This window comes from Microvirga sp. GN3, assembly GCF_055792825.1.
The window spans coordinates 1-18565 of sequence record NZ_JBVVAK010000024.1 but is presented as its reverse complement, the minus strand read 5'-3'; the positions used below and the strand labels follow the sequence as shown (position 1 = coordinate 18565).

General features: G+C 62.3%; 23 protein-coding genes. 18 read left to right on the top strand and 5 right to left on the bottom strand.

All coding sequences use genetic code 11. The annotated features are described in order from the left end of the window. Positions 1 to 104: 104 nt before the first annotated feature. Positions 105 to 299, bottom strand: coding sequence for a hypothetical protein (locus ACS5Q1_RS13855; RefSeq protein ID WP_473098744.1), 195 nt, complete (start codon positions 297 to 299; stop codon positions 105 to 107). A gap of 162 nt (positions 300 to 461) precedes the next feature. On the opposite strand from ACS5Q1_RS13855, the gene ACS5Q1_RS13850 reads away from it, so the two are divergent. Further along, positions 462 to 1493 (top strand): endonuclease/exonuclease/phosphatase family protein, encoded by a 1032-nt coding sequence (locus ACS5Q1_RS13850; protein WP_473098743.1) that lies wholly within the window; start codon positions 462 to 464, stop codon positions 1491 to 1493. A 6-nt stretch (positions 1494 to 1499) separates the two neighbouring features. Here the strand turns inward: ACS5Q1_RS13850 and ACS5Q1_RS13845 are convergent, their stop codons facing one another. Then, positions 1500 to 3620, bottom strand: a complete 2121-nt coding sequence (locus ACS5Q1_RS13845; protein WP_473098742.1) for a cadherin repeat domain-containing protein — start codon at positions 3618 to 3620, stop codon at positions 1500 to 1502. Positions 3621 to 4379: 759 nt separating this feature from the next. Between ACS5Q1_RS13845 and ACS5Q1_RS13840 the strand changes: the two genes are divergently transcribed. The 8 genes from ACS5Q1_RS13840 to ACS5Q1_RS13805 all read left to right on the top strand — a co-directional run bounded on the left by ACS5Q1_RS13840 (position 4380) and on the right by ACS5Q1_RS13805 (position 10955). Beyond that, entirely contained in the window at positions 4380 to 4937 is a 558-nt protein-coding gene (locus ACS5Q1_RS13840; RefSeq protein ID WP_473098741.1) for a hypothetical protein, read from the top strand. Positions 4938 to 4953: 16 nt separating this feature from the next. Next, the gene (locus ACS5Q1_RS13835) at positions 4954 to 6198 is read left to right on the top strand and encodes a DNA-packaging protein (protein WP_473098740.1); all 1245 of its coding nucleotides are present in this window, start codon (positions 4954 to 4956) and stop codon (positions 6196 to 6198) included. Positions 6199 to 6884: 686 nt separating this feature from the next. Then, on the top strand, positions 6885 to 8063 hold the full coding sequence (locus tag ACS5Q1_RS13830) for a phage portal protein (RefSeq protein WP_473098739.1): 1179 nt from the start codon (positions 6885 to 6887) through the stop codon (positions 8061 to 8063). A gap of 383 nt (positions 8064 to 8446) precedes the next feature. Then, positions 8447 to 8644: a hypothetical protein gene (locus tag ACS5Q1_RS13825; RefSeq protein WP_203440429.1), complete on the top strand. Its 198-nt coding sequence runs from the start codon at positions 8447 to 8449 to the stop codon at positions 8642 to 8644. Continuing rightward, positions 8644 to 8790, top strand: coding sequence for a hypothetical protein (locus tag ACS5Q1_RS13820; protein ID WP_203440428.1), 147 nt, complete (start codon positions 8644 to 8646; stop codon positions 8788 to 8790). The genes ACS5Q1_RS13825 and ACS5Q1_RS13820 overlap by 1 nt, the downstream gene beginning before the upstream one ends. Continuing rightward, positions 8787 to 9323, top strand: coding sequence for an HK97 family phage prohead protease (locus ACS5Q1_RS13815; RefSeq protein ID WP_473098738.1), 537 nt, complete (start codon positions 8787 to 8789; stop codon positions 9321 to 9323). The genes ACS5Q1_RS13820 and ACS5Q1_RS13815 overlap by 4 nt, the downstream gene beginning before the upstream one ends. A gap of 24 nt (positions 9324 to 9347) precedes the next feature. Then, positions 9348 to 9641, top strand: coding sequence for a hypothetical protein (locus ACS5Q1_RS13810; RefSeq protein WP_473098737.1), 294 nt, complete (start codon positions 9348 to 9350; stop codon positions 9639 to 9641). 75 nt (positions 9642 to 9716) lie between these two features. Continuing rightward, positions 9717 to 10955 carry a phage major capsid protein gene (locus tag ACS5Q1_RS13805; protein WP_473098736.1) on the top strand — a complete coding sequence of 413 codons (1239 nt, stop codon included), beginning with the start codon at positions 9717 to 9719 and terminating at the stop codon, positions 10953 to 10955. A 213-nt stretch (positions 10956 to 11168) separates the two neighbouring features. Here ACS5Q1_RS13805 and ACS5Q1_RS13800 read toward each other — a convergent pair whose 3' ends face one another. Next, complete coding sequence (locus ACS5Q1_RS13800; RefSeq protein WP_473098735.1) at positions 11169 to 11966, bottom strand: S1 family peptidase; 798 nt, start codon at positions 11964 to 11966, stop codon at positions 11169 to 11171. 126 nt (positions 11967 to 12092) lie between these two features. On the opposite strand from ACS5Q1_RS13800, the gene ACS5Q1_RS13795 reads away from it, so the two are divergent. Continuing rightward, positions 12093 to 12578, top strand: a complete 486-nt coding sequence (locus ACS5Q1_RS13795) for a GNAT family N-acetyltransferase (RefSeq protein ID WP_473098734.1) — start codon at positions 12093 to 12095, stop codon at positions 12576 to 12578. Positions 12579 to 12730: 152 nt separating this feature from the next. Here the strand turns inward: ACS5Q1_RS13795 and ACS5Q1_RS13790 are convergent, their stop codons facing one another. Beyond that, positions 12731 to 13471 carry a S1 family peptidase gene (locus ACS5Q1_RS13790; RefSeq protein WP_473098733.1) on the bottom strand — a complete coding sequence of 247 codons (741 nt, stop codon included), beginning with the start codon at positions 13469 to 13471 and terminating at the stop codon, positions 12731 to 12733. 24 nt (positions 13472 to 13495) lie between these two features. Between ACS5Q1_RS13790 and ACS5Q1_RS13785 the strand changes: the two genes are divergently transcribed. The 6 genes from ACS5Q1_RS13785 to ACS5Q1_RS13760 all read left to right on the top strand — a co-directional run bounded on the left by ACS5Q1_RS13785 (position 13496) and on the right by ACS5Q1_RS13760 (position 16339). Then, complete coding sequence (locus tag ACS5Q1_RS13785; RefSeq protein WP_473098732.1) at positions 13496 to 14062, top strand: head-tail connector protein; 567 nt, start codon at positions 13496 to 13498, stop codon at positions 14060 to 14062. 192 nt (positions 14063 to 14254) lie between these two features. Then, positions 14255 to 14590 (top strand): phage head closure protein, encoded by a 336-nt coding sequence (locus ACS5Q1_RS13780; RefSeq protein ID WP_473098731.1) that lies wholly within the window; start codon positions 14255 to 14257, stop codon positions 14588 to 14590. After that, positions 14587 to 14997, top strand: coding sequence for a DUF3168 domain-containing protein (locus ACS5Q1_RS13775; protein ID WP_473098730.1), 411 nt, complete (start codon positions 14587 to 14589; stop codon positions 14995 to 14997). The genes ACS5Q1_RS13780 and ACS5Q1_RS13775 overlap by 4 nt, the downstream gene beginning before the upstream one ends. A gap of 225 nt (positions 14998 to 15222) precedes the next feature. Further along, positions 15223 to 15633: a phage major tail protein, TP901-1 family gene (locus tag ACS5Q1_RS13770; RefSeq protein ID WP_473098729.1), complete on the top strand. Its 411-nt coding sequence runs from the start codon at positions 15223 to 15225 to the stop codon at positions 15631 to 15633. 161 nt (positions 15634 to 15794) lie between these two features. Beyond that, positions 15795 to 16178, top strand: a complete 384-nt coding sequence (locus ACS5Q1_RS13765; protein WP_473098728.1) for a gene transfer agent family protein — start codon at positions 15795 to 15797, stop codon at positions 16176 to 16178. After that, entirely contained in the window at positions 16109 to 16339 is a 231-nt protein-coding gene (locus ACS5Q1_RS13760; RefSeq protein ID WP_473098799.1) for a phage tail assembly chaperone, read from the top strand. The genes ACS5Q1_RS13765 and ACS5Q1_RS13760 overlap by 70 nt, the downstream gene beginning before the upstream one ends. Before the next feature lie 8 nt (positions 16340 to 16347). Here ACS5Q1_RS13760 and ACS5Q1_RS13755 read toward each other — a convergent pair whose 3' ends face one another. After that, complete coding sequence (locus ACS5Q1_RS13755) at positions 16348 to 16620, bottom strand: hypothetical protein (protein WP_473098727.1); 273 nt, start codon at positions 16618 to 16620, stop codon at positions 16348 to 16350. Positions 16621 to 17352: 732 nt separating this feature from the next. On the opposite strand from ACS5Q1_RS13755, the gene ACS5Q1_RS13750 reads away from it, so the two are divergent. Together ACS5Q1_RS13750 and ACS5Q1_RS13745 are read left to right on the top strand one after the other, a co-directional pair. Continuing rightward, positions 17353 to 18033, top strand: a complete 681-nt coding sequence (locus ACS5Q1_RS13750) for a phage tail tape measure protein (protein ID WP_473098726.1) — start codon at positions 17353 to 17355, stop codon at positions 18031 to 18033. Positions 18034 to 18381: 348 nt separating this feature from the next. Further along, positions 18382 to 18565 (top strand): helix-turn-helix domain-containing protein (locus ACS5Q1_RS13745; RefSeq protein ID WP_473098725.1); only part of this gene is annotated, 184 nt, incomplete at its 3' end.

Below are 18565 nucleotides of genomic sequence, written 5' to 3'. Positions count from 1 at the left end.
GGGCAATGTATTAACATTTCCCATGGGTCAGGAAAAGATCAGACATTGGGATGAGGAGACCCGCCTTTCGAGGGCGTCAAAGGAAACCGCCGGCGCGTCGGGCCCTAGGACTCGGACTGGGCGTGGCCTTTGTCGAAGGTCGGGTTCTTCGGGATGCTGAAGACTTCCGCGGCGCAGACCAGGGTGAACAGGACGATGACGCCGCCGATTTCGGCCAGGCTGACAAGGGCCGAAGAGAGGTCGCCAACATAGACGAATGCGCCCGTTGCGAGCGCAACAATAGCAGCCCAAAAGACCATGGGCTTCCTCCCGGCAAAGCTTGATGCGCTCACATAACGGCCCGTACTTAAAAAAGTTCCTAAGGCCAAGCTCCAAAGATTCCTGAAATTCGCAGGTCCGGCAAGAGGCGCGACGCCCTAATTGGCAGGAGTCCGAGAAAGTTTTTGAGAGGCTCCTGCACCATGCGCGCTGTGATCGACCGGGTCGTGCAGAACCTCGATGCTCCCGAGGCTTCCATCCTGGAGGAAGCGCGTCGGGCATCGATGATGGGCGAGGATGCGCATGCGCGCCTGCTGCAGCAGATCCCGGCTTTTCGGGAGATCGAACAGGTGCCGCCCGAGCGCGTTCGGCCCTGTCCTGAAATCATCAGAATCGCGGCCTTCAACGCCGAGCGTCTCAAGAACCGGCCGGCGGCTCGCCTCCTTATGAAACAGGCCGGCGCCGACATCGCGCTGCTCAGCGAGGTCGATCTCGGCATGGCGCGCTCCGGCAACACGCACAACATCCGCGACCTGATCGCGGGGACCGGCGAGGGATATCTCTTCGGCGTCGAATTCGTGGAACTCGATCTCGGAGACCAGGGCGAGATGCGCGAGCATGCAGGCGAGCGCAACGCCTGCAGCCTCCACGGCAACGCCATCGTGACCGGACTGGCCTTGGAGCAACCGCACCTGATCCCGCTCGATGAGAGCGGGTTATGGTTCTCCGGCTTCAAGGGCGCGCAGCGACGGATCGGCGGGCGCATGGCGCTGGCCGCCCGCATCGCCGATGCGCCAACGCCTCTCTGGATCGTAAGTACCCATCTTGAAAGCAAGACCGATCCGGCCGACCGTCAGATGCAGATCCGAAACCTGCTGCAAGCGCTTGATGCAATCGCACCGGGCGAGCCTTGTGTGATCGGCGGCGACTTCAACACCAAGGCCCTGCCGCGTACCGAGGAGAACGAACGGCATCTCCTGCTCGAAGCGCCGGAGCGTTACGAACCGCTCTTCGCCGATCTTCAAAAGGCGGGGTTCACTTGGGCGAACGCCAATCTCGCGCTCCCGACTCAGACGCCGGGCCCGAAGAACAAGCACGAGCCGCCCTTCGGCAAGCTCGATTGGATCGTCGTGCGCGGCCTTGCAGCAACAAATCCGCAGATCGTTCCGGCCCTCGACGAAGAGGGCCGGGCGGTGTCGGATCACGAAATGATCGCGGTCGATCTTGTCCTGTGAAACGTCCTACACCACGAAGAAGTCGGTGGCCTTGAGGCCGAGACCTTTCTTCAATTGGGCGATTTCGACAGCGGCCTTGGAGCCCGAGCCGTCGACGTCATAGGAGAGGATCCCCGTCTTCTTGCTGTAGATGACGTAATCGTCCTTGTCCTTGGCCTTGTCGGTGGCGAAGTAGCCCTTCTTCAGCGCAGCGGGCTTGGTGATGGAGCCAGCCTTGCCGAGTTTCGTGAACACCTTGTTGTCGAGCCAGATCGCATCGTCCTTCACATTGAAGTCGATGATCTTGTCGAGATTGCTCGTCTTGTTCGGCTTGGTGTCGAACACGAACACGTCCTGCCCCTTGTCGCCGGTCAAGGTGTCCTTGCCAGATCCGCCATAGAGAACGTCGCGGCCTGCGCCGCCCTTGAGCACATCGGCACGGGACGTTCCTTTGAGGATCTCCACCGGAACATCGCCGAGCGTGATCGTGAACGTTGCATCGGTGGTGATGCCGCCCTCGTCGACGATGCGCACGGTGATGCGGTGCGCGGCGCCGGTCTCGTAGTCGAGCAAGCTGCCATTGCCGACGACGAGCTGGTTGCCCGACAGGGCAAAGCGTCCACCGGCATTGTCGATCAGCTCGAAGCGCAGCCCGTCGCCCGGGTTCGGGTCGGTGGCCGAAAGGGTGCCGATTGCTTTTCCGGCGGCAGCGTTCTCCTGCACGGCCTGCATGCTCAAGGAGGCCTGCGCCTGCTGCAGGATGTGCACGCCGCCCGCATCCGTGACCTGCCGGATGCCCTGATGGTAGAGCTGGGTGCGCTCGGCCACTGTGAAGCTGTCGTCGGTCAGGATGACGGCGCCGTTCTGCGTCTGGCTGTGCGCCAGCAGCGCCGTCGCCTTGTCGGCGAAGGTGAGGGTGCCGGTTCCGAGAAGAGTGATGGTCTCGATGCCGGAGACGATCTTGGCCGAGAGATCATAGGTGCCGGCCTGCAGGCGCAACTCGTCATGCCCGGCGCCACCCTGGATGCCGACGATCTCCGTCAGGCGCGCGGCGTTCGTCACGATGGTGTCGTTGCCGTTCGAACCCTGGACGATCTCGATGCCGGTCAAAGTATCCGGCGCGGTGAGATCGAGGCTGCCGGCCTCGATCATCTTGATAACATCGATGCCGCCACCGGCCGCGAGCGTGTCGCCCGCCTCCAGGCCGCCGCTCCTGACCCGAAACACCTCATGATCGCCGGTCCCGGTTCCGCTCTCTGTGCCCTCGCCGAAGGCTGTGACGGGGGTGAAGCGCTGCTGGTAGATGCCGAGGCCACCGGGCTCGTCCTGGCTGTTGGAGGTCCAGGTCACGACCCAGCTGCCATCGGCAAGCACCGTCACGCTCGGAGTCGATTGATCGTTTGTCGTATAGGTATTGACCTGCAACTCGCTGCCGCTGAGCGAACCGTCGGCACTGTAGCGCTGCTGGTAGGTGCCATAGCCGGAGCCGTCCTGACTCAAGGACATCCAGGTGACGACCCAGCCGCCATCGGCCAGCGCCGTCACGCTCGGAGCCGATTGGTTGTCTATCGTATAGGTATTGACCAGCCGTTCGCCGCCGAAAGGACCGTCGGTGACGGGCGAGCCATCGGCGTTGTAGCGCTGCTGGTAGATGTTATAGGTGCCGTCCTGACCGTTGGAGGTCCAGGTCACGAGCCAGCCGCCATCCGTCAGCGCTGTCACGCTCGGCTCCGATTGGTTATCATCCGTCTCGGTGTTGACCTGCTGTTCGCCGCCATAGGGACCATCGGTGACGGGCGAGCCGTCGGCCTTGTAGCGCTGCTGATAGACGCCCCCGAAAGAGCCGGCATCCTGATCCCAGGACATCCAGGTTACGACCCAGCCACCGTCGGCCAGCGCCGTCACGCTCGGAGCCGATTGGTCGCTTGTCGTATGGGTGTTGACCTGCTGTTCACTGCCGCTAAGCGAGCCATCGGCCTTGTAGCGCTGCTGGTAGATGCCCCTGAGAGAGCCGTCCTGATTAAAGGATTGCCAGGTCACGACCCAGCCGCCGTCCTTCAGCGCCGTGATGCTCTGTGCTTGTTGGCTGCTGGTCGTGTGACTGTTGACCTTTTGCTCGCCCCCGAGCCGAATGATTGATGCCGCCATGTCTGCTGCCCCCGTTCCCATCCTGTCGTTTCTCGTCCAACCCATCCTGCATGATGCTCGTCAGGAAGGTCTCATTCCGTAACTTTGTATAGGAATTTCTTGGCTCTACGCCATATGGAATTTTGGCGGGGCGGAGATTCGGTTTCCGAGACTGGACGAGACAATGACCGGGGAATCGCGGCCGTCGGGGCAGGCGTTCAACGAACTCTATCGCAGGACTCTTGTCGTGGAGGGGAATAGGATAACGGTGAAATCCCGCATCGGATGAGTAGCATCTTTGTAACCTATATGAACATGTAGGTTATTATATGATGGTTTTCAGTATTCCTACTCGAATGCGTAGCTATGCATTTATATGGTTTTCTTAGTATACTTAAAAAGTACGGTCCAACGTTGTCTCTTCATTGCTCTTATGTTCCGATTTTGATCGCGAAAACATGTAACAGTATCCGCTATATTGCTTGATAGGAGAACTTTCAGAGAACACCTTCGATATGAGAAGAGATTCGAGGGGCGATGCCGATTCGCTGCCTAATCTCGTCCCCCTTGTCGCTCCAGGCGAGGGCAGGGCCATGCAAAGCCTTGTTGTGCATCGGAAGTTCGAAGCGGCCCAGACTCACCTTGACAGCGCGACGCTCTTAGAGTACAAAACGTGAACACTGGCGAAGTGTGAATGAAGCCCCGCCCGCATTCATCGCCCTGGTGCAACCTCCGCCGCTCAAGCCCCCGCTTGGGCGGTTTTTTGTTGGATGTTTCTCGATGGCTGTCGCGATCGAATTGTCTGCCGAGAAGAAACGACAGGCTTACGATTATTATTTCAACTGCCCCTCCATGAACCTGCATGAGATCGCGGCCCGGATCGATGTGAGCCGCAGAACCTTCGTGCGTTTGCGGGACAGCTGGGGATGGCCGCACCGGGCGGCCGCACTCGCTCTGAAAGATCGGGATGGTGTCGACGCGGCGGTGGAAGGCCGAGCCGACGATCCATCCGAGGCTTTGTCTGCCCCCGCGGCCTTGCGCGATACCGCGCGATCGCTGGCGCGCGTGACGAAATCTCAAATCAAGGCTCTCGTGAAGGAGCAGCGCGCCGGACGCGTGACGAGCCACGCCAAGACGGCTCAGATCCTGGCATCCTACGCCAAGACGTTGGTGACGGCGCGGGCCCTTCTGGAACAGGAAGGCTCACCGCTCGATGAACACGAGCATCACTCTAGACCCCGACGCAGCCTCCACGAGCTGCGCGACGAACTTGCTCACCATCTTAACCGGGTTATTGCGGAAGAGGGGGCTCGCGGATGCGACGGCATCCTGGTCTGAAGACGATTTCGAAAGCGTGCTGCGGCATTGGCCGGTGCGCTGTCGGCCCGAGCAGCGTTTGCCGGGCCTGGCGCGCGTGCACGATCCCTGGACGACCTGGCTCATGCTCGGCGGGCGAGGGGCGGGCAAGACCCGCACCGGCGCCGAGTGGGTGCGCGGCATCGCGCTCGCCGAACCGGATTTTGCGCACAACGCATCACGCCGCATCGCGCTGATCGGCGAGACCTTTTCGGATGCGCGCAACGTGATGGTGGAGGGGCCTGCCGGCATTCTCTCCATCCATGCGCGCCATGAACGCCCCGCATGGTCGCCGTCCTTGCGCAAGCTCGAATGGCCGAACGGCGCGGTGGCACATGTGTTCTCGGCGGAAGATCCCGATTCCTTGCGCGGTCCGCAATTCGACGCCGCCTGGGCCGACGAGCTCGCCAAGTGGAAGCACGTGGAGGAGACCTGGGACATGCTGCAATTCGGCCTTCGCCTCGGCGCGCATCCGCGCCAGATGGTGACGACGACGCCGCGGCCGATCCCGCTCATCAAGCGCTTCCTCGCCGATCCGCATGTCGCGGTGTCGCGCGTGCGCACCGCCGACAATGCGGAGAACCTGGCGCCGGTCTTTCTCGACACCGTCATGCGTCGCTATGCCGGTACGCGTCTCGGTCGGCAGGAGCTCGATGGCGACATCGTCGAGGATCGGCCCGATGCGTTGTGGACGCGCGACATCGTCGAAGCGAACCGCGTTTCGTGCGCGCCGCCGCTCATGCGCATCGTCGTCGCCGTCGATCCGCCGGCCTCGTCGTCGAAACGCGCCGATGCCTGCGGGATCGTTGCAGCAGGCATCGATGACAACGGCGTTGCTTACGTGCTGGAGGATGCAACGGCGTCAGGCTTGAAGCCGCCGGAATGGGCGGCGAAAGCCGTGGCGCTCTATCGACGGTTCGAGGCCGATGCGCTCGTCGTCGAGACGAACCAGGGCGGCGAGATGGCGACCGGCGTGATCCGCGAGGTCGATCCATCCGTGCCTGTCATGGCGGTGCGCGCCACGCGGGGCAAATATTTACGCGCGGAGCCGGTCTCCGTGCTCTACGCGCAGAACCGCGTGCGCCATGTGGGCGCGCTGCCGGAGCTTGAGAACGAGCTCTGCGATTTCGGTCCCGGCGGTCTGACATCGGGTCGCTCGCCCGACCGCATGGATGCACTCGTCTGGACGCTGACCGAATTGATGCTGCGTGAGAGACGAGAACCGCGGGTGCGGATGTTGTGAAAAGAACGCCCCAGCTGAAGTACAACGTTGACGCATATCTCCAGCCGGGGCGCCGTGACTCCCGTAGGGGCAAAGAATGGAGCCACTGCGCATAAGCTATTGTGCAGCCGACGATCCTCAACGTCTCCTGATGGAGTGAGCCTTTCGGGCGCGTCTGTCTCCAAAGAGGCAACGCGGCGCAACGGAGGGGCTCTCAAAGGTGGGAGTGCTGCTGGAAGGCAGGGGCGGATGGCAGTCCATCCGTGCCGATCCGCCCCGCCATCTGCCTCATGCCGTCCCGAATAGGAGAAAGGACGACAGAGCTCGAGAAACTTGATGGTCGCGCCAGCCGAGTGGGGAAACCAGCTCGGCTGGCGCGTGAATGTCGCCGGATGCCCCGCAACATCTAAAGATTACCTCACGGCATGTGACCGCCCAATGACAGGATGGCGAGAATTGCCTGCGTCTTCATCATCGTCTGCGGAAGATGTCGCCATTGTGAAACTGCGAAAGGCAGAGATGTGCCGTTGTAACGGAAGAAGACGCTGGGCCGTCATCCCCGGGCTTGTCCCGGGGATCCACGTCTTTGCCTCCGTTGAAGACGTGGATGACCGCAACAAGTGCGGCCATGACAGGAGGAGAAGCATTTCGTTGCTCACACGGCCCTTCATTTTTCGTCATGCCCTCATCCTGGGCAGGAGTTTTTGATGTTCAATCGATTGACCCGCTGGCTTCAGGCGCCGCCTGAGGCCAAGGCTTCGCGCGTGCAAAGCGCCATCGCGCTCTATGTCGCCGGCCGCGCCGTATGGACGCCACGCGATTACGCGGCCTTGTCCCGCGAAGGCTTTCAGAAGAACGCCATCGTGCATCGCGCCGTGCGGCTGGTGAGCGAGGCGGCGGCGGCTTTGCCGCTGGTGCTCAAGAGCGAGGGCAGGGAACTTACGGCGCATCCGCTGCTTGCGCTGCTCGCCAGACCCAATGCGCGCGAGGGCGGCCAGCGTTTTCTGGAAAGCCTCTACGGCCACCTCATGGTCTCCGGCAACGCCTATGTGGAAGCGGTAAGCCTCGATGGCGCGCCGCACGAACTCTATTGCTTACGGCCCGACCGGATGCGCGTGGTGCCGGATGCCGATGGCTGGCCTGCTGCTTATGAATATGCGGTCGGCACGCAATCCGTGCGCTTCGCGATCCGCGATGACGAGACGCTGCCGCCGATTCTGCATCTCACGCTGTTTCACCCAGCTGATGATCATTACGGTCTCTCGCCGATGGAAGCTGCGGCCACCGCGCTCGACATTCACAACGCGGCGGGCGCCTGGAACAAGGCCTTGCTCGACAATGCAGCACGGCCCTCCGGCGCGCTGGTCGTCGGTGGCGCGACGCTGACCGATGCGCAGTTCGATCGGTTGAAGAGCGAACTCGAAGCGAATTACCAGGGCGCCGGCAATGCGGGACGCCCCCTGCTTCTCGAAGGCGGCCTCGACTGGAAGCCGCTCTCGCTCTCGCCGAAAGACATGGACTTCGTCGAGGCGAAGGCGGCCGCTGCGCGCGAGATCGCGCTCGCCTTCGGGGTGCCGCCGCTGCTGCTCGGTCTTCCCGGCGACAGCACGCACGCCAACTACGCCGAAGCCAACTGCGCCTTCTATCGCCAGACGGTGATCCCGCTCGTCAAGCGCACGGCGGACTCGCTGTCACATTGGTTGGCACCCGCTTACGACGAGACGCTACAGCTTGAACCCGATCTCGACGCCGTCGAGGCACTGGCCGACGAACGCGAAAGCCTCTGGCGCCGTGTGTCGGCGGCGGCGTTTTTGAACGATGATGAGAAGCGCGAGGCGGTGGGGTATGGACGGGCAACGGCGGGGAAGGGGAGGCGAGTGCGATAAGTGTTGCTTCGACATCATCACCGGCTTTGTGCCGGTGATCCCGATGCGAGGAGCACGGCGCGAAAACCAGTTCAGCACTGTCATCCCGGGGCCGCGCAGCGGAGCCCGGGATCCATAACCGCTAACATTGCAGAACAAGGTATGCCGGCGCCCACTCTTTCCCGAGACGTCGTGGTTATGGATCCCCGCCTTCGCGGGGATCACAGTGTTGAGGTTCCAGCACCAGATCCTGCAAGCGATCCCGGATCTCGCTTCGCTCGTCCGGGATGACGCTCCGTCGATGTCTCGCAAATCCATACGCGCAAGCAACCACCCGAACCACCAACACCATCCCAATTCCCACCGCACCTACCCTCAACGGAGTTTTTCCGTAGGAACAAATCATGAACATGTTTGACCAGATCACCGAGGCCGTCATCCGGCGCGGGGATCTTGCCCATCTCGCTTTGTTCGTCTGGGCGAGCGGGGCGTCCGCTTTGCTTGCCATGACCCTGCGCGATCTGTTCGCGGCCAATCGTCGGTTCGATGCGTTCGTGCGCGAGCTGTCCCTCTTCAACCGCCGCCATTCGGGAGAACCCTGATGACCCGCACCATCACCCGCACGCCGCGCAAGCCGAAGGCCGCGCGGGACGGGCAGAGCCGCGCCGCGCTCGTGTTCCGCGATTTCGTGCGCCAGCTCGAAAAGCTCGATGCCAAACCGAAAATCGTCCGCGGAGCCGCGCGATGAAGCCCGGCATTCCCATCATTCAGGAACGAAAGTTCCTGTCCGAGCCGCTGAACGCGGTCGATGTCGACGGCGTGTTCGAAGGCTATGCCAGCCTGTTCGGTGAGGCCGATCTCGGCAAGGATGTGGCCATGCCGGGAGCGTTCTCGGATACTTTAAGAAAACGAGGCGCGGCCGATGTGCGGCTCCTCTGGCAGCACGATCCGGGCCAGCCCATCGGGCGCTGGCTTTCCATCGCGGAGGATCGGCGGGGCCTGCGCGTGCGCGGCAAGCTCAACCTTGCCGTGGAGCGTGCGCGGGAGATCCATGCGCTCATGCGCGAAGGCGCGGTCGATGGGCTCTCCATCGGCTTTCGCGTCGAACGTGCGCGGGCCGAGCGGCCCACGGGCCTGCGCCGGCTGGAGAAGCTCGACCTGTGGGAAATCTCCGTCGTGACCTTTCCGATGCTGCCCGATGCGCGGGTCGAAACCGTGAAGAACGTGAGGCCGCAACTCGCCGCCAGCATTCGCAGGGCGGCCGTGCGATTATTGTCCTGAACCTTGTCCTTGGGAGCGCGTTAGATGAACGCCCGCACGGATGCGGAAGTGGCGGGTCCCTTCTTCATCCGGAAGGTGTCGGATCTCCGCGTTTCTTGGGAGGTTGTCATGAAGAAGCTCGTTTTCGTTGCGCTCCTCGGCCTTGCTGCTGCGGCCTGCACTACCACGGAAGAGCGGGTCGGCGGCGCTGCCGTCGGTGCCGGTGTCGGTGCGATTGCAGGACCGCCCGGCGCGATCGTCGGCGGCGCGGTCGGCGCAGCAACCGGCCCTGCAGTGTCCAATACGGTGCAGGCCAACACACGTCGCGCCCGCCGCTAATCATTCCCTTGACCGGGAATTAAACGGGCCCGCCCACCGGCGGGCCTTTCTCATTTAACAAACCGATTGATTGATATGATCCCCATTGTAGATACCAAATCCGTTTCCGACGATGTCGCCTCGGCTTTCGACGATTTCGCCCGCGCCTTCGAGGCGTTCAAGGATGCCAACGACACGCGCCTGTCCGAGATCGAGACACGGTTGTCGAGCGATGTCGTGACGGACGAAAAGCTGATCCGTATCGACACCGCCCTCGACGATGCCAAGCGCCGTCTCGATCGTCTTGCCCTCGACCGCTCGCGCCCGCCCTTGGGCGGCGGTGCGGACAATGCCCGCGATCCGGCTAAAGGAGAGCACAAGGCGGCGTTCCATTCCTATATCCGCACCGGCGAGGCCGCAGGATTGAAGCGGCTCGAGGAGAAGGCGCTCTCTGCAGGCTCCGGCCCCGATGGCGGTTATCTCGTGCCTGATACGGTCGAGAGCGAGGTGTTGCGCCGTCTCTCGGCAGTTTCGCCGATTCGCGCCATCTCGTCGGTGCGTGTGATTTCCGGTGGCCAGTACAAGCGCGCCTTCTCGACCATGGGTCCTGCGACGGGCTGGGTCGGCGAGACGGCGGCACGTCCTCAGACCGCAAGTCCGACGCTCTCCGAGATGAGCTTCCCGGCCATGGAACTCTATGCCATGCCGGCCGCGACCCAGACCCTTCTCGACGATGCGGTGGTCGATATCGATCGCTGGATCGCGGAGGAAGTCGAGGCCGCCTTCGCCGAGCAGGAAAGCACCGCCTTCGTGACAGGCGACGGCATCAACAAGCCGAAGGGGTTTCTTTCCGCCGATACGATCGAGGAGGAAGTCTGGGAATGGGGCAAGCTCGGCACCGTGCAGACCGGCGGCGCGACCTTTCCGGCCACCAATCCCTCCGATGTGCTTGTCGACCTGATCTATTCACTGAAGGCCGGCTATCGCCAGAACGCCTCCTTCGTCATGAACCGCAAGACGCAGAGCGCGATCCGCCGGTTCAAGGACGATAACGGCCAATATCTCTGGGCGCCGCCCGCTAGCCTCGGCCAGGCCGCCACCCTGATGGGCTTCCCTGTGGTGGAAGCCGAGGACATGCCCGACATCGCGGCGAATGCCTGCGCGGTCGCGTTCGGGGATTTCAAGCGCGGTTATCTCATCGTCGACCGTGCCGGCATGCGTGTGCTGCGCGATCCATATTCCGCGAAACCTTATGTGCTGTTCTACACCACCAAGCGCGTGGGCGGCGGTGTGCAGGATTACGCGGCGATCAAGCTCTTGAAGTTCGCGGCGTAACGCTACCCTCCACGTCATCACCGGCCTTGTGCCGGTGATGACGTTGGGGCGCAAGCACTGTCATTCCGGGGCCGCATAGCGGAGCCCGGAATCCATAACCACGACATTGCAAGGTAAAGCGAGCAGCGTTACGCTTCTGCCTGCACTGTTAGCGGATATGGATTCCGGGTTCGCCTTCGGCGCCCCGGAATGACACGGTGATTGAAGATCGGTTCAGTTCCCCGTCCACATGCTGCGCGTCCCGTTGAGGCCGCGCATGCTCGATGAGATCCATCCGAGATGCTCGACGATCGGCGTGACCGCCGTGAGGCCGCCGCAGGCGCTCGGCTGGCGGCTGCGCAAGGGGCCGCTCGACCAGCTCGTGATGCCGTAGAGTTGATAGCCTGCGGAGGTCGCGGCCAGGACCGGCCCGCCGGAATCGCCCCGGCAGGCGCCGGCCCCGGCCGTCTCCGCCAGGCGGTTGCGGTCGACGACGATCAGGACGCGGTTGGCGACCTCGATGGGACCGAGCGAGATGAGGTTGGTCTGGCGCAGTGTCCGGGCCGTGCGCCGGGCCCGCTCGGACAACACGCCGAATCCGGCAATCGTCACGCCGTCGCCCACATCGATCCGGCCCGCCTGGGTCGGGTCGAGAGCCAGGAAGTCGGGTCCGAGTGGCCGATCGAGCTTGACGATTGCAAGGTCGATGCCCGGTTGGGTGCGCGGCGTGGTGCCGGGGACGAATGTGGGATGGACGGCGAGCGCGGCGACGTTGAAGCGCTGTTGCCGGAAGGCGCGGTTGAGCGCGGTGACACGGTAGGCGGCCCGATCCGTCATGCAATGGGCGGCGGTGAGCACGAGATCCGGCCCGACCACCACGCCGGAGCAGAGCTCGCCGGTCGAGCTCTCGATGGACACGACCGAGCGCCGCAACCCGTTCGGGTCGCGCGTGGTGGCGCCTTGGAGGATGGCCCATGCGGGATTGGCAACAAGGGTGAAGACGGCAAGAGCAAGAGTTGGCAGCGCGCGCATGGGATGATGATGCCGTGAGGGGAAAGGATTTTTTAAGGCAAGACCTTGGCCGTCAGGATAGTTCCGTTCCCTTAGGAATTTCTAACGACAGAGGGTAGTCTCAAAAAGGTGGATCCCACTTTCGGGATGAGCGAAACCATGGTCCGGCAGGAATATAACATCCGCAAGGCGATCTCTGACGATCTCGAACCCGTGATACGGCTATGCAAGTCTTCCCTCCTTGCGACCTATGGGAGCTTTCTGGACGAAGAAAGAATCAGGCCATGGGCTGAGGGGCATGAGACCGACAAGTATGTTCGCTCGATGCTGGATAACATGCTTGTTGCAGTTGATGACGAAGGCATCGTTGGCGTCGTCTCAATCGCGGGCGATACCATCGACCTCGTCTGGGTCGCCATCGAGAAGCGCGGTCTCGGAGTAGGGACGGCATTGCTGAATGCTGCCGAGGGTCTCATTCAGAAGGAAGGCCACTCGATCGCTCATTTGGATGTGTTCGAACCGAACCGTGAGGCGATCCGGTTTTATGAAGCCCATGGCTGGATGAGGCAGGATGTCTATCCCGATCCGGTGGCTGGCGTGGGCAAGGTAGTCATGGAGAAGAATTTAACCTAGCGCATCGTGCGGACCCAGAGGGCCGCGTCAGCGACCCGAAGGGCCACGTCAGTGAAAAGTGGACCCGGTTTTCCGAGAAGAACGATGCGTCGCTTAAGGGATTGAGCATCGGATTAGATCCCAAAAGTGGGTCCACTTTTGGATCCGATGCTCTAGTTGCCGCTCCATAACGCTGCGCGATTCCAGCCTTTCAGAATCCGGTCGATCCATTCGCGCTGAGGACCGACGAGGATGCCCTGCGTCACGCCTCCGCAGCTTTGACCCTTCGCCGGAGATGACCAGCTTGTGATCGCCACAATAGCGGTTCCGGACGCCATCGGACCTCCGGAATCGCCCTGGCAGGCGCTTGCCGTGCCGGATCCCTCGGCCCAGAGCAGAATTTTGCTCGGGCCGTATGGCTCGACCGCGGTCAGGGAGGCGGTGCGGAAGGTGCCGGAGGTTTTCGCATCGCCCTCGCGGGCAAGGCCATAGCCGCCGACGATGACGGCACTGTTCTCGGCGACTTTCGCGGCCGTGAGCGTCGCCCGCTCGAAGCGAGCGGGCAGGGCCTCAGGGATACGCACCAGGGCGAGATCGACCGAGCGCTGCCGGGTTTCGATGGCCTTCGCATTGTAGCCGGGATGCGCGGCCTTCGCGGCGGGCGTGATCAGCACGGGCTCACCCGTCTCGTCACGAAAATGCACCCGGTGCTCGGCCGCGCCCGTCACGCAATGGGCGGCGGTGAGCACCACGTCTTTGGCCAGCACCACGGCGCTGCAGACGCCGCCATTCGAGCTCAGGATCATCACGCTCTGGCGGGCGAGGGGACCTTCATTCTCGGCACCGCCGACGATGGCATTCGCCTCCGTCGCCACCAGCGACAGGGCAAGACAGAACGTAACCAGACGTTGCATGACTCATAAGGATTCCTGTTCAAGATGATTCCCATATTCATCAGCGGCCCTGCCGTCGAGCCCATAACGCTGGGGGAGATGAAGGCCTATCTTCGCGTCGATGACGATGACGGCATGCAGGATGACCTGATTGCCGGTCTCATCAAGGCGGCGCGGCTCATGGTCGAGGCGGCCTCACGGCGGATCTTGATCGAGCAGCGCTGGCGCGTGGTGCTGGACCGCTGGCCCGCCGGCGGAACGATCCTGCTGCCGCTCTCGCCGCTGATCGCGGTCGATGGCATCAAGGTGACGGATGCCACCGGGACGGTGGTCGATGTTCCGGCGGGCGCCTTCGAGACGGATGCTCTGAGCGATCCGCCGCGCATTGCCATCACCCACGCACCGGAACCGGGCAGGCCGAGGAACGGCATCTCCATCGAGCTGCGGGCCGGCTACGGCACCGCACCCGAGGCGGTGCCCGCCCCGTTGAAGCTCGCGATCCGCATTCTCGTCGCCCATTGGTTCGAGAACCGCGGCGACGTGATCGGCGAGCAGATCCTGCCGTCGGAGGCATTGGCTCTTGTCGCACCGTTTCAACGGATGCGGCTGTAGACGGGCCCTCTACTGTCATTCCGGGGCGCCGCAGGCGAGCCCGGAATCCATAACCACGACGTTTCAAGACAAGGCAAGCAGCGTTTCACCTCTTTCTGCTCCGTTCGCGGTTATGGATCCCGGGCTCCGCTGCGCGGCCCTGGGATGACAGTAGAATATGTTGTTCAATCACATTCATTCCAAGACATTCTCATGAAAACCAAACCCATTCCCATCGGCGCGCGGGCGCGCCGGTTCGTGCTCGAGATGCCGCTCGAGCGGCCCGACGGTTTCGGCGGCGTTATCCGCACCTACACCTCCGGCCCGCAGCTCTGGGGTGCGATCGAGATGCTCTCCGGCTCCGAGCGCGTGCGCGCGGACCGATCCGAGCAGAGCCTGACCCATCGCATCACCCTGCGCTATCGCGAGGGCGTGACCGGCGCCATGCGCCTGACTTCGGGCCTGCGCCGCTTCGCCATCCGCGCGGCCTCCGATCCGGACGGATCGAAGCGCGATCTCGTCTGCCTCGTCGAGGAGATGCGGGCATGACGAGCCCCGTTCTCGCGCTTCGCCGCGCAATCCTCGACACGGCTGCCGCCGATGCGGAACTGCGAGCGCTCATGGGCGGTAGTTTACGCCTCTACGACGAGCCGCCGCGCGGCGCCGAGCCGGTTTATGCGCTGTTCTCGGATGTGCGTGCAACCGATTGGTCCACCGATCACGATCGCGGCCACGAGCAGAATCTCGGCATCGTCGTCTGGTCCGAGCGCGGCAGCACGCGAATGGCGCTCACCGTCGCCGAGCGCTTCGATGCGATCCTCGACGATGCCTTGCTCGCACTCGACGGACACCGCCTCGTCAACCTGCGCGTCACGGAGCTTTTCTCCGAGCGCGACAAGGACAGCGGGCTCACCCGCGTCAGCTTACGCCTGCGCGCGGTGACCGAAGTGGTGTGATCGGCGTGCGTTGTTCCCTCCCCCTTGCGGGGAGGGGTAGGGGTGGGGGTGGAACGACTGGGTGAGACAGTAAACGACAGAAGTGCTGTAGCAGTCTTCGTTCTTATCGAAGCGCACTCCTCACTCTGACTTTTCGACCCCCACCCTTAATCCCTCCCCGCAAGGGGGAGGGAAGAAATCCAACTCTCACGCATATTCACTTCTTCACTCAACAAAGGACATCCCATGCCTGCTCAGAAGGGCAAGGATCTGCTCATCAAGATCGGCGATGGTGGCAGCGGTTTCGTCACCGTGGCGGGCTTGCGCACGCGCCAGATCGCCTTCAATGCCGAGACCGTCGACGTGACCCATGCGGAATCCGCCGGGCGCTGGCGCGAACTTTTGGCCGGCGTCGGCGTGCGCCGCGCCTCGATCTCCGGCTCCGGCGTGTTCAAGGACGAAACGTCCGATGCACGCATGCGCCAGGTCTTCTTCGACGGCGACATCCTGACCTATCAGATCGTCATTCCCGATTTCGGCCGCATCGAAGGCCCGTTCCAGATCACGAGCCTGGAATATCGCGGCGACCACGCCGGCGAAGTGACTTTCGAAATGGCTTTCGAATCCGCCGGCGCGCTTGCGTTTGTCGCGTTGTAAGCGCGCATTCGAGCCATTCTCATCAACCGAACTCTTCACCGTCATCCCCGGGCTTGTCCCCGGGGGTCCACGTCTTAGGAACCGTACCGTTGCAAAGGCGTGGATGGCCGGAACAAGTCCGGCCATGACGGCGAGTAGTTTTCCAGTCAGGAAGAAAACCGATGCCCAACAGACGACGGGGCGAGGTGGCGCTGCAGCTCGGCGAGACGCGCTACACCCTCTGCCTCACCCTTGGTGCGCTGGCCGAACTCGAAGAGGCTTTCGGCGTGCAGGATCTCATGGCGTTGGCCGAGCGTTTCGGCACCGGCTGCCTGTCGAGCCGCGACCTGCTCACGCTGCTCGGCGTCGCGCTGCGCGGCGGCGGTCATGCGATGAGCGACGCGGAGGTGGCGAGCCTGCCGCTGCATGACGGCATCGAGCCCGTGGCCGCGGCGCTTGCCGATCTCCTCGTCATGACCTTCGGCGGAGGCAACGCATCGCCAAACCCTACGCAGCCGCAGAGTGCGAACGCGAGCCTCACGCCTTCCCCTGGGACGACGCGCTGACGCTGGCCTTAAGCATCCTGCGGTGGAGCCCGGAGACCTTCTGGCGCGCAACGCCGCGCGAGCTGATGGCGGCCTGGGAGGGGTTGCAGGGTGGACGAAAGAGCGAGTCTGCGTTGAGCGGCGATCTCAGGCGGTTGATGGAGGCGTTTCCGGATGAGTGAGAGATCTCTTATTCGACGGCTACCTGGATCTTGCCTTTGTATTTGACCCCTTTCAGATCCAGGCACTGAATGTAGAGCTCTTCTTCTATATAGCCGGCGATGTTGACATGTGCCGATGCTGACGCTTTGGCGGCTTCATAACGGCATTCTTTTCGAACGTGTTCCCAGCGCTCTGGAGGCATATTGCCCCTGTCGAATTGCAGCCGAGTCTCATACCTTTGAAAACAGCCGCCAAGTATCAACGTCAGAATGCAATACGCTAAAGGTCGCCAAGAGGTCATCTCTTTGATCCTCAACTTAATTTGATCTCATAGATGTGTTGTGCGGGAAGGATAGGCGATCTCTGGCAGACTAACTCATGAACCCTCTCCTGACTTGCGAGGGCCTTAGTGCTACTCGACGTACTTGACCCCTTTGAGGTCAAGGCACATCACATACACACGTAGCCAGGGATAATAACCATATCCGGGTTTTACAGACGCAGTTGCCTTCTCAGCTTCGTATGCGCATTCCCTTTTGGCTTTCTTCAGCGCTGTGTCGGAAAGTTTCGAAACATAAGTCGGCTCGGGCGGCTTTGATGTCGTGCAGCCGGCAGTCAAGCACCCCACGAGGAGAGCAGTTGTGAAAGATCCCCTTAACCCAGAGGAAATGACCCCTGCCGAGAAGGCACTCGACGAGGACCGCAAACGCCAATTCAACACCCTCATCGCCCTCTCCGAAACGTTTCATCTATTGTCATACGTCCGGAAAATTGTCAGTTGTTCCAATATGCTTTGCTCCTCTCAGAGCTAAACATTTCAGGTAAAGGTTACGCCAATCTAAGTGCCGAATGGGACCTGGCTTTTGTGATGCAACAGCTTTTTGCGCTTCGTAGTCGCACTCGTTCTGCATCCTTTGCCATTGGGATTTGCTGATATTCCCGATGTCAAAAACGTCGTCGGGGGGGGCGACGCGGTGCACAGGCCGACGCAGCGAGCATCATAAAAGAGCAGAAAAACACAAAGGAGATATGCTTGAGCGAGAATCCAGCCAAAAGCCCAGTTTCGCCGATCAATAGCCTAGAGGAAGACCGTAAACGCCAGCTCACCACTCTCATCGGCCTCTCCGAAAAGTTCGGCGATTCCCTGTCCAATGCTTTCGCGAAGAATATATCGGAAGGCAAGAAATTTGATAACGTTCTGAAATCGGTACGCCAATCCCTTGTGGAAACAGGGTTGCGCCTCGCGTTGGCACCTCTGCAGCTTGCTTTGAGTCAGAGCGTCAAGGGGATGATGACGGGGGCTCTGCAGGAGTCATTGCCGCTCGATGGCGGTGGCCTTCTCGGTGGTCTCGTCAAGGGGCTGGGGTCGATCCTCGGTTCCCTGTTCGGCACAGGAGGTTCCACCTTCGCCCATGGCGGCGTGTTCTCGCGCGGCATGGTATTGCCATTTGCGCAGGGCGGGGTGATCGGCGCGCCGACCTATTTTCCGCTCGGGCGCGGGCTCGGACTCATGGGCGAACAAGGCGCAGAGGCGGTGATGCCGCTGGCGCGCGGGCCGGATGGGCGGCTCGGCGTGCGCTCGGGCGGAGGAGGACGGCCGGTTTCCGTGACGATGAACATCTCGACGCCCGACGCGGAGAGCTTCCGCCGTTCCGAAGCGCAGGTGTCCGCCGCACTGGCCCGGGCCGTCGCGCGCGGCCAGCGCGGGATGTAGGCTCTCGCGAGTTTTTACAGATTCCGGCCTCATCCTGAGGAGCCTGCGCAGCAGGCGTCTCGAAGGAGGATCCAGTGTGCGCTGGAGACGCCCTGATCCTTCGAGACGGCCTAACGGCCCGCAGGATGAGGGCTTAGGTGGCTGCTACGCGACTAGCGCATCGTGCGGACCCGAAGGGCCACGTCAGTGAAAAGTGGATCCGGTTTTCCGCCCCGAACGATGCGCCAGCTCAGAGGATAAGCATCGGATTCGATCCCAAAAGTGGGTCCACCTTTGGGTCCGATGCTCTAGGTGTTTGATCCCGGGGTTTGATGGTGCATTCTTATCGCCGGAATGGAGGGATGCGCTATGGGCCAGGTTCTCCATGGGAGCGCCACAACGACAGAGGCAGTCCGTCGAGCAATACAGCATAGTCAAGCGAGCCTGAGGGCCTTGGCCGAGCGCCATGGCATCAACCCGAAGACGGTCGCCAAATGGAAGAAGCGGGATACCACCGCAGATCGCCCGACGGGGCCGAGAGCACCGCATTCCA